Below are 14,651 nucleotides of genomic sequence, written 5' to 3'. Positions count from 1 at the left end.
CAGGACATATGCCAGAGAACAATACACAGCCTGTGACTAGCAGCCTGTTGCAGTAGAGAAGCCATGGTCTCCCGGCACGCGCCACGCGCAGCTGTTCAGGCAGTCGTCCGTTTCGTCGGCGTTGCCATCATCGCATTGCTCTTCGGGTGAATCGACGACACCGTTACCACAAGTGGGTGACGGGAAGCAGCAGAGGGCCTGCACGCTCTGCTCGTTACAACCATAGGTTGCTGTGCAGCTCTCGCGGGAACTGCCGTAGCCACAGTTCATAGTGGTATCTTGCCCGAGATTGGTCACGCCGCCGTAAGGCCCCAGGGTGAAATGCCCGGCGCCGGAGTCTACGCGGCAGAAAATTTCGGCTACTACAATCGGATTCGTCGGGCCGCCGACGGGATAGTCCCATCCATCATTACGCTCGTTATACTGGTCGAAGTTGCAGAGCTGCATGCCTACTGGGCACAGTGTCTCCGCGTCCTCTTCACAAGTGGTGTTTGTGGGATCATCACAAACCACCATGTCGCCGCCGGGACTGGTAGAGAGTTTCACTGCGCCGCCCTGGCAGGCGCCGGCCACCGGTGGGGGTGTATTCTCACAACTGGGTAGACCACAGGACTCGGTATCGGACAGTGATGTGCCAGTAGTACAGGTGTCCGCATCGGGGGTAGCAGCTGCGCAGCCTTCCAGATCTAGCGCGCTGATGACAATGTCATTGTCCGGACAGTTACTAACTAGGCGCACCCCGGTTGCTGATGGGTCGTAGGGTTCCGTGTTTTCGCTCGCGCATTCGGCCCCATCCACAGTGACGTCCGCCACAATGGCTTCCACGTGCATGGCCCGTAGCCCGTAAATCAAGCTCACGGCGGAGGCGGTACAAAAAACGGTGACGCTAATCGCCTTGTGCATCCCATGGCGACTACGCAGGGCTTTGATAGCGAGAAAAGCCATCACCAGTGCCAGAACAGTAAGCGCGATACCGCTGGTGGTAGGCACTGCTGCGACCACTGCAGGTCCGTAGGTTACGGCGCCGGTGGGAGGTGCCTGTGCGGCCGCGTAGTGGGAAAAAGCTGATGTAAGGAAGCAAGCGAGTAGCGTGGAGTGCCGTCGTAAAGGACTGAATGACATATATCACCTCCCTGTTGGTGATGCCATTGCGGATATGACTACTTCTGATTATCAGTGATATACAAACATACTGACCCTTACAGGGCAACCATTTATTTAGGGGCCTGGCCTGGCAACAGCGATTAGAACGGATAATGGTCGACCTGGTGGCGATTGCTTGCAAAACCTCACGGTCCCGTGGCCAGTTTTCGCAATGCTATTTTATCGGCCGGGTGTCTACCGGCAGGTTTGGCTAAAAGCTGTATTTCAGTTCTAGGAAAACGCGGTCATTGTCTGCGATGCTGTCGAAGGGCCACTGAACCCTGCCATGGTAGAGCACCAATCCACCTGTCAACTCCAGTGCCTGCCGTAACTCATAACCCAGTTGGATGCGGGTGATGCCTCCCTCATTCAGCGCCTCTCCAAAACGGGTGGCAACGATGATCGCGTTCCACCGATCGTTCAGGAAGTCCGCGCTATAACGGAAAGCTGTCTCCAGGCGGTTGCGTTGATAGGGAACGGGTCCCAGTTCGAGGCGCCTGTCGTAACTGTGAATGTGACGGAGCGCTGACTCGAGCGTCAGCGTCGTATTGTCGAAGCCATTGTAATCGACACCAAGCAGCAGGTCTGTGCGTGCAAAGTCCTTTCCCGGCGCCGCGCTGTAACGCAGGCCATCGAAGTAGGCTGACTCTACTTTCAACAACCAGTCAGCGAAGACTATATTCGTGGCAGCGCCCAGCATATCGATGCGTGCGTGGACGAGTTCAGCGCCATCGTCAATCACTGCAAGGTGTGTCTCCTCGTCAAACAGTCTGGCCAGGTGAAAGGAAAGGTCCCAACCGGGCATAACGGCCGACAGCGCCAGGGCATACTCGGTGTTGCTGCCGCCATCATGGATGTCGTCCTCTTCTGGCGGCGGATTGCTGTAGGGATAAAAGTCGCTGCCAACTACGGGCAGCTTGTCGAAGCGCACTTCATGCAACGCCAATGCGGTCACTCGCCAGTCGCCCGTGAAATAATCCAGTCGGCTCATGGTCACGGGCAGGCGCAGGTTCTCGATATCCGTCATGCCCGGTTGGCGACGATCCAGAGGGTTGAGTACGTCGACTACCCGCAGGTTGTCGGACTTTCCCCAGACCACAATCTGTCGTCCCAGCTTGATGTCCAGGTTAGTCCCCAGGGAACCACGCAGGTAGGTGTCCTGGAATTCGAGCTCAGATTCGTAATGCCTGAGTACCTGGTTGGTGTACCCGGAACGACCGTTGATCAGGTAGGCAAAGTCGTAAAAGCCGTTAACCCGCACCCTGGCGTCCCAGTCGTTACCGAGGTCCAGGCGAAGTTCCGGCCGCAGACGGGCACGTAAACGGGACAGTCCGCGCCAGTCGGTTTCACCCGGCCCGGGCCGCTGGTGAGCATAGTTCCAGGCTGCGGATACGCCCGTGTCGCCGGTGATTCGCCAGTTCTCTCCCGAGAGCCACCGAGCAGACTCGGTGTCTTCAACCGGAAGCTCCCCGTCGTCAAAGCCCGACAGTGTGTCCTCCAGGTTGTCATCTGCCCCGGGCTCATCAAATCCGGACAGTGCGTCCTCGATGTCGTTCTCCGCCGTAACAACGGCCAATGGTGCGAACAGCAGCAACGACAAGACCGCGCTGGCTATCGATCCTGGCCGCGCGAATCGCAACTAGAGGTCTCGCTCCAGGTAGCGCACCGTGAACAGGGACTCGTCCAGGTCCTGGTTGTATTTCACATTGCTGAAGCTGATGGCCGTCTTGTGCAGGGTCTGTTTACCCTGTTTGGTGGTCATGGTGACCTCCAGCGGGGTCCAGATCCCGTCGATGAGATCCAGTGAGAGGGTGTCGAAATAGCGCTGCTTATTGCCATCGGCCGTCCAATGCACCGCGCGAACGACCACGTGGCTATCCTGTCGAACCAGCAGCAGCGATTTCTTGTAGCCGGTTTCGTCGATGACGTCCTCACTTCGGGGGATAGCCTCTATGACCCACACGGTGTGTTCCCCAAGCGGCAGTTCCTTTTGCAGAGTGAAGTCATAATCGCTTAGGTTGCGTGAGGTCATATCGGAGTAATTGAAGTCGGAACCCATGAAGCTGCCGCTCTTGTCCTGGGATGCGATACGCTTGACTTTGCGCAGCGCCGGAAGATACAGCCACTGGTCATCGTCGCGACTTTCATCGTCGTAATCGTAGGTCAGAAAGCCGGTACCCAGAACATCGGCGGGCTCCCGGAAAAACATCATGCGGTAGGTATCCTCGCCAAAATCCTTGGCGTAAGACTGGATTTCCCGGGTGCGCTGGTTGCCCTTGCGGTCTATCAGCACCATACGCATATCGGAGGTTCGATTATCGCCGTCGTCCCGGTCCTCGACCTGTTGCATGATCTCCCTGGCCCGTGGATCGTCGGCATGGGCCTGAAACGCCGCACACAGCAGGCAAAGCACTACGAAGCGAAAAATTGAAATCATGGGCTTTCCTCCAATATCCCATCTGGTGCAACGGGGCTCCTGTCCGGAATCATCCAGACCAGTATCGCGGGCATGACGATAAAGTCCGCGACCAGGGCAAGGACGATAGTGAAGCCGGTCAGCAGCCCGAACAGCATCACGCTCTGCATGGTAGCAAAGGCGAACAGGAAAAAGCCCAGTGAAAGAGCAACGGTGGTCACAACCAGGGCTCTGCCTGTGCTCTGGAAACTCTGCCTGATCGCTGCTTCGGTGCTGCCGCATTCCATGTGGGCCCGCTTGAACGCGTGCAGGAAGTGGAGCGTATCGTCCACGGCCAGCCCCAGGGCGATGGAGCCCACGAACATCGTGAATACGTTAAGGGGAATACCCGACCAGCCGAGCACACCGAGCGAAATGAGAATCGGTGAGAGATTGGGAATCATCGCCGCCAATCCGAGCTTCAGGTCACCGATGAAAGCCACCATAAGAATGGAAATGACCACCGCGGCCAGCAGGTAGCTCTGCCGAATGCTGTCCAGAGACTTGACCGAAACAGAAGCGAATAACAGACTGATACCGGTAATTTGTGTAGTGACGTTTTCTGGCAGGGCGTTGGTGATGGTGTCGAGCAGCGCATTGCCGTAGCCGTAGATAATCGTGGACCCCATCCAGGGTAGCTTGACGGTGTACCGGGCCTTACGGAACTGGCTGTCCACGAAATCCTCCAGGTCATCGGTACCGGTGTTTTCGAACAGGAACAGTTCCTGGGCCACAAGTTCCCTGTTGTCCGGAATGATGTAGTGCTCCGGTTGGTCCGCATTCAGAGCCAGGTTGATCTCCTTGATCACATCGGTAATGGATAAAACTTTGTCGCTCGACATACCCCGGTGCTCTATTGCCAGAACATCCCCTGCCAGGGAATCGATTGTCTGTAGAAGTGGCGGGGAGTAAAGACCGTTTTCCTCGCCGGTATCGATCACCAGTTCCATGGTCATCACGCCCTTCAGGGACTCATTCAGTGACTCGATATCAGTCCTCAGGGTGTGGTCGTCCGGAAACCATTGCAGCGGATCGTGTTCAAACTGTAGTCGGGTCAGCCCCAGAACGGCGAGCAGGGTGATGACGGCCGCTGCCAGCATGTTGGTGCGCCGGTGGCGGATCGCGAAGTCGGCGCAGCCAGCGAGAAATCGATCCATGCGTGTGCCCGTGGAACCTTTCGGTGCCTTGCGCCTGATGGGCACGAGCGCGAGCAAAGCCGGTATGAGAATCAGGGTGTACAACAGGGAAATCAGAATGCCGGCGCCGGCGAATATACCCATTTCTGCAAGCGGGGCCAGGCTGGCGCTGCTGAACGACATCATGCCCACTGCGGTGGTCAAAGCGGCGCCCAGGACCGGTGCGCCACTCTGCCTCAACGCCCCCGTGAGTGCCTCGATCCTTTCATCGCCGGCGTCGAAGCGCCAGTAGAACTGGCTGAGTATATGTACCGAGGAGCCCACCCCGACCGCTATCAGGAACGAGGGGAGTATCTGCGTGGGTACTTTGAACGCAACACCGGTGAGGCCCATCAGCCCGAGGGTACACAGCAGGGTTAACAGTACGGAGAGCAGCGGCAGCACAACGCCGGATATCCGCCGGAACATCAGATAAAGTAACAAGGTGATACCGACTATGGCGGCCAGCAGGAAGCGTGCCATATCCTGGCGCATGAGCTGCTTGACTACCTCGGTCATCACGGGCATGCCGCCGACCCTGAGCCGGAAGTCTTCGGATTGGAACTGCTGTACGACCTCCAGGGTGGCCGCCACGAATTCCGCGGTTTGCCGGTCATTGAGAAACTCGGCCGGTGCCGCGCTATCCCCCACTGGCATATCCTCGAAACCGGCCATGATGTCGCCTTCGTAGTCAGGGACGGCAAAAGGGCTTGGTCTCACAACCAGTGCGGTTACCCGTCCGTCGGCTGATAGCAGCAGATTGCGATACAGGGGGTTGGAGATGGCTCTTTGTCGCAGGGCCTCCATCGCATCATCGGTCTCTGGCCATGACTCAAACAGGTCCTCTACGATCAACTCGTCACCTTCACCGCGCGTATTGCGCGCGTTCAGGAGGCTGGTGACTTCATTGAGGTAGGGAACTTGTGCCTCCATGGCTTCGTGCAGGGAGCGGAGCCGACGCAGGAAGACGGGTTCGAACACGTTCTCGGTCTCGGTGGCGACAATGATCATGTCTTCCCGGCCGAACTCTTCCTTGAAGGCCATATAATTCAACAGCTCTGGCGAGTCGGCGTGGAAGAAGCCCTCGTTGGAGGTATCCAGGGTCAGTTTAGGCAGCTGCGTCACCAGGGCGATCGTGGCGAACGCAACCAGCAAAAGCGCGGATAAGGAGTGGCGGTAGATGATCTGCGCCAGGCCGGCAAAAATGTCCTCTACAAAACGATAGATTGCTTCCATGCCGGGTGCCGGTTGTGGGGCGTATCGGTCAGTTATAGTCGACCCGTCAGTGATCAGTCAACCGTCCCCCGGCTGAGCGGTTCAGTCACCCTACCAGAGAATGGATGGAAACCGCCTGAACTGCAGGCCCAGGTTTGGCAGCACCTCAGGTTCTTGTTATCCGACCACGCGGCCAGCGGAAATCATCAGCAGTTCACCTTGCTCGAGCGGCCGCCACGATGGTATACCTGCTGCCTGCTGCAGGAGGCCTGGACTGCACACACCTCGGTCAGCCTGTCCAACAGCACACAGAAAGCATACTCTGAGCCTGTTTGCCCGATTGGGTGATATCCCCGGGGGGCCCCACCCAAAAACCCGTCTCAGTTCGCGATATGTGCGATAACTCTATGGTCGGGCCTTGGCGGGCAGGTAAGGATCAGGCGTGCCCAACTTGATGGGGGGCTCTTCAATCAGGGTCTGCTGGTGCTGCAGTACCAGCTTCATCACGGCCGGCGTCACCCACATGCTGTCCTCGCCATGCGGACCTCCGTACTTATAAATGTCGTATTGCTCTTTGGGGTCGCTGAGTAGGTTGAATACTTGCGGCATACCCGGCCGATCGATGTCTCCCAGCATTGAATTCTGCGTCAGGAAATGCACTTTCCAGTTTCTCCACTTGTAGGCCTGCAGTTGATCTCCGTTGTACGCCGGAAACCCATCGCGTACACCCTTCCTGGTGCGACCAGTGAGCAGGGCAGACTGGTCCAGGCCATCGATGTATCGGTCATCGGGGACCCTGGCACCGACGATGCTGGCCAGTGTCGGGTAGACGTCCGTAATGTGCATGATTTCGTTGTGGACGGCGCCAGCCTCGATTCTGCCAGGCCAGCGGATGATGAAGGGTGCCCGCAGCGAGCCTTCGAGTGCTGTGAAGTAGGTGCCGCGCCAGGGGCCCGCAGTTCCGTTGTACGGATAGACCTGTTCAGGTCCGTTTTCACTCATGAAAATAATGATGGTTTCGTCGCGTATGCCCAGGCGATCCAATGCGTCGATAACCTGTCCGGAGCGATGATCGACCTCGGCCAGGACATCAGCCCAGCGCCCATTGCCGGTAATGCCCTCGAAATCGTCGTTCGGCAACGCCGGCACATGCACCTGGGTGAAGGGAAGATAGACAAAGAAAGGCTTGCCGGCCTTTACATTCTGCTCCATGAAGCGAATCGATCGCTCCGCGAGTTCGGCGTCGATCTGGCGCCGCGCGGCACGGTCATAGGGTTTGATCTTTCGAGGTTTCTCGCCCCTGTTGCTGGCGAAAATATAGGGAGGGGACACGCTTTCGGGGTCGAACTGTAATCCCGCCGCGTAGACCGACTCGTCCGACGTGTTCGCGATGCCGTAAAACTCGTCAAACCCCTGATCGGTCGGGAATCTACCCACCGTATCACCGAGATGCCATTTGCCGTAGAGGGCGGTGGCATAGCCTGCGTCAGATAGCGCCTCGGCGATGGTGTATTCCCACTGGGTCAGTCCGTAGAGTTGGCCCCAGACCACCTTGGTGGTGCCCGAGCGTATCGGGTGTCGGCCGGTCATCAATGCCGACCGACTCGGTGTGCACTGGGACTCAACGTTGAAGTTGAGAAAACGCATCCCTTCGGCGGCCAGCTGGTCCAATTTCGGTGTTTCGGCACCGCGGAGGATGCCGCCGCCGTAGACCCCGAGCTCTCCCCAGCCGAGATTGTCCATCACGATCAGGACGATATTGGGCTGTTTCTCGTTTGCAGAGACGCTGCCAGCGACGAGTAGGCTGGCCAGCAGAGCGGCCGCCAGGAATAATGCTCCTGCATTGAATTGTTGGATTTTTGCGCTCACAGAACCCTCCTTTCCCATCGCCGACGAACCTACCGACTGGTTGTTCCGTATTAGTCAGTTGTCAGCATATATTGCAGTGCCCCCGAAAGGAACCCGCCAGCCCCGCATGCCGGACCAATACCATCCGCCTGCGCGCGGCCGCCTGGTGACGCGCCGAGCACGAACAGCTTGGAATAACGAGAGACGGGTAATGCGAGCGCAGATAACACCCATATGTTTAACCTCCAACGTCACGCCCAGGGATTCCATTTGGTAGACCAATCTCGCCCATGTGTGTTCATACTTGCTGATCCCGGTCAATGGTTCAGAGAAATTGTGTCCCGGCGTTAGTCGCCGCATCGAGGAGTTCTTGGTGCGACTGCAGCAGCATTCTGCGGTAGTTGTCTGCATCCGGAAGCAACTTGCTGCAGGCACTGAACGTCAGGCTGACGTAGTGGTCGCTGCTGCTGATTATCTGGAACAGGCCCATGTTGTCCCGCACCGGGCCCAGTCCGGCGCAGGCCAGCAAGGGCAAGCCATCCAGGGATATCTCACCGGTCGGTCCCGGTACGTTCGAGATCATGGTGTGGAAGGGCACCGGCATCGAGCCCAGGCTGCCGGCCACGGCCAGGGTGCGCAACCCGCCCGCCAGTAATGCGGGGTTGAGGCTGTCACTGATGTCCATGATGGTGCCGGTACCCAGGGCATCGATATTGCGCTTGCCGGCCACCGCGTAGCGATGCAATAAGCGGGTACGCGCTATGGGGTCTGCCACCTGGGTTCCCAGACCAACCGCCATGGTGGCGATCTGGTTGCTGCCCGATCGCCGGGTATCGCCGCCACGCAGGTTGATTGGCATCCCGGCGACAAGGCTTTTGTCAGGGAGTTCGCCGCGGCCTGACAGATAGCGGCGCAGGGCCCCGGCAATGATGCTGGCCGCGATGTCATTGTAGGTGACGCGACGCAAGGCGCGCTTGATGTGCTGTACTTCCTCCCGCGGCAGCAATACCACCCCGACACTGCGACCGCTGCTGATCTGGGCATTGAACAGCGCTCGAAAGCGCCGCACCGGCGGCAGTTTCTCCTTTGGCTTCACCCCGTTGAAACGGGTGAGTGCGGGGAGCAGGCGCCCCACCGTGTCCGCCAGCTTTACCTGCCGCAGCAGATTGTTCTGGTTGACCCGGGACCACAGCTGCCACGGGCTCGGCTGCGGGGGAGCGCTCCCGGACTGCTGAGTGTCCTGCAGGCCCTGGTCGTGCAGCCGGTGCAGCAGGGAGGCCAGGCTGATACCGTCGATGGCTGCATGGTGCGCCTTCAGCAGCAGCGCCTGGCAGGGCTCTTCTATACCGGGCACCCCATGAATATTACTCACCAGGCGCAGTTGCCACAGGGGTTTTGTCAGGTTCATGCAGCGCGCGTGGAACTTTCCCAGCCGGGACTGGTACTGTGACCAGGGCAGACCGTCGGCGTCCTCCACCCCCAGGTGATAGCGCCAGTCCACCGGGCCGGCGGCAACCCAGTAGGGCGTGTCCATATCCAGGGTGACCCGCTGCATGCGGCGCTGGAACAACGGCAGCTGCAGGAGGCGCTGCTCGACGACTCCGCGCAGGGTGTGCAGGTCGAGGGAACGCCCTCCGGCTTCGTAGAGCAGGATGGCGGTGACATGCATGGGCGTGCGCGCACTGTCCTGGTGGACAAACGCGGCATCCAGCCCGGATAGCTGCTCCATGGAATGCTGCCTACCGGCGTTGACTGGCCAGTTTATAGTCTAGCGCCTCCGGGATCGAAAGGGCAGCGGGAGCGGATCCATCGGCAGCACGACCGCAGACGGCAGGACGTGTTCGATTACATTGAACGATTCTCCAGTTGCTTGAGATCCCACGGCTCAGTCGGGAACTTGAGCTCACTGCAATATGAGGAATTCATCCTAACCAAACCGTCTACGACACCGTGGGAAATCCACCGCGCGCATGACCGGTATTCGTTGGAACAGGCAGGCAAAAAAATGCGCGGTGTTAGCCGCGCAGTTTTATCAAGCGGGCCAATCAGAACCGGTACGAGAAATCCACGCCGTACGATCGCAGGGCTGACGGGTGGTTGAAGCTGCCGCCGAATTCCGGAGCCGGAATGACCTCCTGTAAATAGTCCTCATCAGTAATGTTGCGGCCCCAGGCGGTAACCGCCCAGTGCTCCGCCTCCAACCCGATTCTGAGGTCGAGGGTATCGTAGGCGTCACGACTGGCCTTGGAGAAATTCTGGTTGAAGCCAGGCCCGAAGAACACGTTCCAGATGGTCGGTGTTTCCTCACCCTGCAGGGTGTGGAACCACATCTCGCCGACATACTGCCAGTCAAGACGGCTTACCAGGTTGATATCTCCCTTCACCGGGAATACCCACTCAAGGCCGAGGTTGCCCGTAGTATCAGGCGCCTGAGGCACATCATTGCCCTCGGACAGTGGCCGGTTATCGTTCTTCTCGATTTCTGAGTCCATCAGGCCAATGCCTCCGTAAAGAGTCAGGCCCTCCGTCGCTGCAAAGGTGAAATCTGCTTCGAAGCCCTGGATATACATTTCATCGATTGTGGTGACTGAACGCAATAAACCAAACGGCCCGGCGAAGAATTCGAAGAATTGATTGTCCTCCACGTCGGTCCGGAAAACCGCCGCATTCAGTCGCAAGCGACGATCCATGAATTCTGACTTCATGCCGATCTCAAACGCTTCGGACACCTCTTTGTCATAGTCGTCAGTGACCTTGAGCTTTGCATCAACTGCCTCGCCAGGGCCTCCGTAGCCGGCGTTGAACCAAAAGTTCAGCAAATCCTCGGTGCCCACAGAGTTAAAACCACCGCTGCGGAAGCCGATGCCATAGCTTGCGTAGAGGTTTATGTTGTCACCGGCGGCCCAGTTCAGTGTCAGCTTGGGCTGGAACTGGCTGTAGGTGTCGTCACGTTTGGGGATCCCACCCGGATTGGAAGCAAATGCGGGGTTGATTGGGCCCGGCAGACCCGTTACCGGATCCAGCAGGTTTGAATTGAGCCCCGAATTGTTTACGTTCGGCACCTGGTTATCCACTTCTCGTTCTTCCCGGTCGTAACGCGCGGCGAACGCAACCTCGACCGTTTCACTCAAATCAAATTCGATCTGGCCATAGGCGGCATAAACCGTGGTATCAAACTGGTCCCAGAACAACAGGTCTGTCGGGTTGGGCCCGGTAGGCGAAACGTAGGGCCGACGTGCAAAACCCTGGCCCTGGTCGGCACCGTAGGCCACCACAACTTCTCGTTCGATCTCGGCGAAATACAGGCCGCCGATCCAGCGAATAGCCTGGTCGCCCGGTGAAACCAGGCGTGCGTCCAGGCTGAGGTCTTCCTGGTTGCGCTCCTGGTACTGGTAACCGTCGCAGGACGTCGCAGTATATGGCCCGTAGACACCCAGGCCCTCTCCCGGCGGAAACACCAGGAAAGGCTGCCCCGGCGGTCCGAACAGGTCTGGCCTGGTGAAACTATTCAGCGTTTCCCGGTCACTCTCGCAGGCCGGGGTAAACTCATAGCCGTAGAATGTGGCACTGGTACCGTCCGACAGCAGATACTCTTCCAGGTCGTTGTAGGCAATGCTTGCCACCAGATCTGCAAAGCCCAGGTTCCAGTCAGCTTTCAGGGCTAAATCCAGCGTTTCCTGCTCGTTCTCGCCCGGTGTGTTGAAAATGAACTTGAAGTCCAGGTCATTCACGTCTTTATAGAACTCGGGTGACCCGAAGGCGGCTTCGAATTGCGGAATGGCGAATGCAGCATTGAAGTTGATTGCGCCACCTTTCACTTCGGAGTAGCCGGCGCGAAAGTCGAAGGACAGGTCTTCATTGACATTCCAGATCAGGCGGCCCCGGGCGCTGGTGTCCTCCAGATAGTCTACGGAGTTATCTGAACCGGTAAATATGTTCTTGTAAAAGCCGTCAGTCTCGCGGGTACTGATAGCGAAACGCCCGAGCAGGGTGTCTTCAATAATCGGTCCGCTAATCATTGCATTGACTTTGTAGGCATCGTTATTGCCGATACCTCCGCCAATTTTTGCTTCGACTTCATTGGTGGGCTCTTTGGTGGTAACGAGGATAGCGCCTGCTACCGCGTTGCGACCGTACAGTGCGCCCTGGGGGCCTTTCAGAACTTCAATCTGCTGCACATCAAACAGTTCTTCGTTAAAGCTGTTGGGATTGGTGCTCAACACGCCATCAACGACATAGGCAAACGTTGATTCTGCATCCCGGGTGGATACGACACCCCGTATGCTGACTTGCGTGTCACCAACGTTGGCCGCATCGACGAGGGTTACATTGGGTATCAAACCGATGTAATCCGATGCTCGTTCGATACCGGCACGAGAAATTGTCGTTTCGTCAATGGCACTGATGGCAATCGGAACCTCTTGCAGGTTCTCCGTCCGTTTGCGGGCGGTTACCACAATTTCCTCTATCGCAAAGCTCTCGGACTGCGCCACCGCAACCGGCGCTGTTGTCATTACAGCAGCCGCCGCTGCCAGTCCCACTACCAATGGCTTCTTCTTAAGGTACATGGCATTCCTCCTGCCTTAAATCACCTGGATTGAGTGTTGCTTGAAAACTTTGTAGGTTTCTCTTCACCTGTCTGGGTCATCGCTCGCAGCCGTCGCCACAAAGTCGTGGTGCTGATGCCGAGATACTGGGCCACCTTTGCCTTGTCGCCAGCGAATTTCTGCATGGCGCTGCGGATGGCCTCTTCTTCCTGGTCGCGTAATGAACCACCATTGGCGTCCGTCCCGGTAACACGTTGGTGGAGTTCGGGAAGAATTCGCTGTACTTGCTCCCCACCCAGCTCTTCGTCGGGACAGGAAATGCGACTGACGACGATACGTTCGACGAAATTCTGCAGTTCGCGCACGTTACCCGGCCACGGATAGCGGAGGAAGTCGATGGCGACAGCCTGATAGAGCAAATCCAGGTCGGTGTTAAGCCGGTATTGCTGCGCATAGCGCTGAAGATAGTGTTGCGTCATCGCCTCGATGTCCTCGGGGCGCTCCCGCAGCGGTGGCAGCTTGAGTGAGAATACATTAAGTCGGTAGTAAAGGTCGTCGCGGAAACGTCCACTGCTGACCGCATCCCGCAGATCCCGATTGGTTGCCGCGATCAGTTTGAAGTCAACCGGAATCTCGCGGTTACCGCCGACCGGGCGAAAGCGCTTCTCCTGAAGTACACGCAGCAGTTTCACCTGTTGCGTCGGCGGTAATTCTCCCACTTCGTCGAGATACAGCACACCGCCGTTGGCCTGCTCTACGAGTCCGCGCCGGCCACCCCGGCGGGAGCCGGTGAAGGCGCCGTCTACATAGCCAAAAAACTCGCTTTCGAACAATTCATTGGGAATGCTGCCGCAGTTCACCGCAACCAGTGGTCCGTCCCGGTATTCGCTGTGGCGGTGAATTTCCCGGGTTATATGTTCCTTGCCTGTTCCGCTTTCACCTTCCACCAATACCGCGCCGGAACTTAGCGCGTAGGTCTGAGCCAGGTTAGCAACCTCCCGCATCAGCGGCGATCGGATAACAAACTGTTCGTGCTCGGCGGACGCACTCTGAACCGGCGAGAAACTGAGCCGGTTGCGACCGGCCTCTATCGCTTCGCGCAGCATCTGCCGCGCAGACTCCTTGCTGTATAGCAGAATCGTCGCCACGCCCTCTTGCTCCGCCATGTGGCAGGTGTATGAGGGACCGACCACGACCTGGGGATCGTCTTCTGCGATAGCGAGCTGCAGGCGCTCGTTCGCCTCACCCGATGTGCTGTAGCTGTGATGCACCAGGTCGATATCCAATAGCTCTGGCAGACTCAGGAAAAGTCGCCCTGGCGGCATGTTTTCGGGCTGGTAGGTAAAGAGGTGAACGCGGCCCGCAATGCGACAGGCCTTGGCCAGTGCCTCAATGATATCGGTATCGGTAACCGGCTGGCCAATGACGGGCACGGAAAGGGTGTTGGCCAGGTACGCCGCATTGGACCCGGCACTGGCCACGACGTCCGGATTGTGACGGGCGACAAGGCTATGGTACTCGGTATTGTGGCTGGCGACCGACTCGACAATGGTCACCTCCGCTTCGTCCGCAAACTCCGGCATGATTGCATTGATAAGTTCGCTGAACTTGCGGTAGCCAACAATCAGGATGCGTACCTTCTGGGTAACCACGGTACTCATGGGCCATCCTCCAGTGCGTCGAGATGAGCCAGCACTGCCGCGCTGTCTGTGACATCGGCATACTTGGCATCCAGGTCGTCCAGGTTGGCCAGATGTGCGTCCGGGTTGCGATCGCCAACGGCGTCAGCCACCACAGTCACTGGAAAATCGTTCTGTAAACCATCCACAGCCGTCGCGCGCACACATCCACTGGTAGTCATGCCGGTGACAACAAGAGAATCCACGCTGTCCTGGCGAAGGCGCTGGAGCAGATCGGTGCCGTGAAAGGCGCTGGCATACTGTTTCTCAATCACCGCCTCTGTGCCCAGGGGCTGTAGCCTTGGGTCGACCTGGACCCAGGCAGACCCCGGCTGCAACACATTGAGAGCCGGGAGCCGCGCGCGAAACACCTGGGCCTGCTTATCTGAGTGGTAGACAACCGTAGTGAAATAGATGGGCAGCCGGTGGCGGCGAAAAGCCTGCAACAGGCTCAGATTTACCGCAACCACACTATCGCATTCGCTGCCCAGGGGGCAGGCTGGATCTGTGAAACCATTGATCATGTCCACCAGCACCAGTGCCGGCCGCTGGCCGAGAGACTGTGATTGGCGGGCTAGATCAGGCATTC

At 58.1% G+C, this 14,651-nt stretch carries 10 protein-coding genes; all 10 read right to left on the bottom strand.

Annotated features, from left to right (window positions below):
- Positions 1-36: 36 nt before the first annotated feature.
- The 10 genes from E2F43_RS18560 to E2F43_RS18515 all read right to left on the bottom strand — a co-directional run bounded on the left by E2F43_RS18560 (position 37) and on the right by E2F43_RS18515 (position 14,649).
- On the bottom strand, positions 37-1,122 hold the full coding sequence (locus E2F43_RS18560) for a midcut-by-XrtH protein (RefSeq protein ID WP_133215547.1): 1,086 nt from the start codon (positions 1,120-1,122) through the stop codon (positions 37-39).
- A gap of 232 nt (positions 1,123-1,354) precedes the next feature.
- Positions 1,355-2,737 (bottom strand): DUF1302 family protein, encoded by a 1,383-nt coding sequence (locus E2F43_RS18555; protein WP_238947024.1) that lies wholly within the window; start codon positions 2,735-2,737, stop codon positions 1,355-1,357.
- 45 nt (positions 2,738-2,782) lie between these two features.
- Positions 2,783-3,580 carry an outer membrane lipoprotein-sorting protein gene (locus E2F43_RS18550; protein WP_133215543.1) on the bottom strand — a complete coding sequence of 266 codons (798 nt, stop codon included), beginning with the start codon at positions 3,578-3,580 and terminating at the stop codon, positions 2,783-2,785.
- Complete coding sequence (locus E2F43_RS18545; RefSeq protein ID WP_133215541.1) at positions 3,577-6,009, bottom strand: efflux RND transporter permease subunit; 2,433 nt, start codon at positions 6,007-6,009, stop codon at positions 3,577-3,579. Before E2F43_RS18545 ends, E2F43_RS18550 begins: the two co-directional genes overlap by 4 nt.
- Positions 6,010-6,194: 185 nt before the next feature.
- Positions 6,195-6,359, bottom strand: a complete 165-nt coding sequence (locus E2F43_RS19595; protein ID WP_133215539.1) for a class II glutamine amidotransferase — start codon at positions 6,357-6,359, stop codon at positions 6,195-6,197.
- 34 nt (positions 6,360-6,393) lie between these two features.
- Positions 6,394-7,857 carry an arylsulfatase gene (locus tag E2F43_RS18535; protein WP_238947023.1) on the bottom strand — a complete coding sequence of 488 codons (1,464 nt, stop codon included), beginning with the start codon at positions 7,855-7,857 and terminating at the stop codon, positions 6,394-6,396.
- 304 nt (positions 7,858-8,161) lie between these two features.
- Positions 8,162-9,565, bottom strand: coding sequence for a wax ester/triacylglycerol synthase domain-containing protein (locus E2F43_RS18530; protein ID WP_133215535.1), 1,404 nt, complete (start codon positions 9,563-9,565; stop codon positions 8,162-8,164).
- Positions 9,566-9,881: 316 nt separating this feature from the next.
- Positions 9,882-12,404, bottom strand: coding sequence for a TonB-dependent receptor (locus E2F43_RS18525; protein WP_133215533.1), 2,523 nt, complete (start codon positions 12,402-12,404; stop codon positions 9,882-9,884).
- 20 nt (positions 12,405-12,424) lie between these two features.
- A complete protein-coding gene (locus E2F43_RS18520; RefSeq protein ID WP_238947022.1) occupies positions 12,425-14,044 on the bottom strand; it encodes a sigma 54-interacting transcriptional regulator in 1,620 nt (539 codons plus the stop codon).
- Complete coding sequence (locus E2F43_RS18515) at positions 14,041-14,649, bottom strand: isochorismatase family protein (RefSeq protein ID WP_133215531.1); 609 nt, start codon at positions 14,647-14,649, stop codon at positions 14,041-14,043. The genes E2F43_RS18520 and E2F43_RS18515 overlap by 4 nt, the downstream gene beginning before the upstream one ends.
- Positions 14,650-14,651 lie beyond the last annotated feature (2 nt).

It is taken from the genome of Seongchinamella unica, from assembly GCF_004354085.1.
GTDB classification, from domain to species: Bacteria; Pseudomonadota; Gammaproteobacteria; order Pseudomonadales; family Halieaceae; genus Halioglobus; species Halioglobus unicus.
Note: the sequence above shows the minus strand (reverse complement) of the source record. Positions and strands in the feature narration are given on the sequence as shown.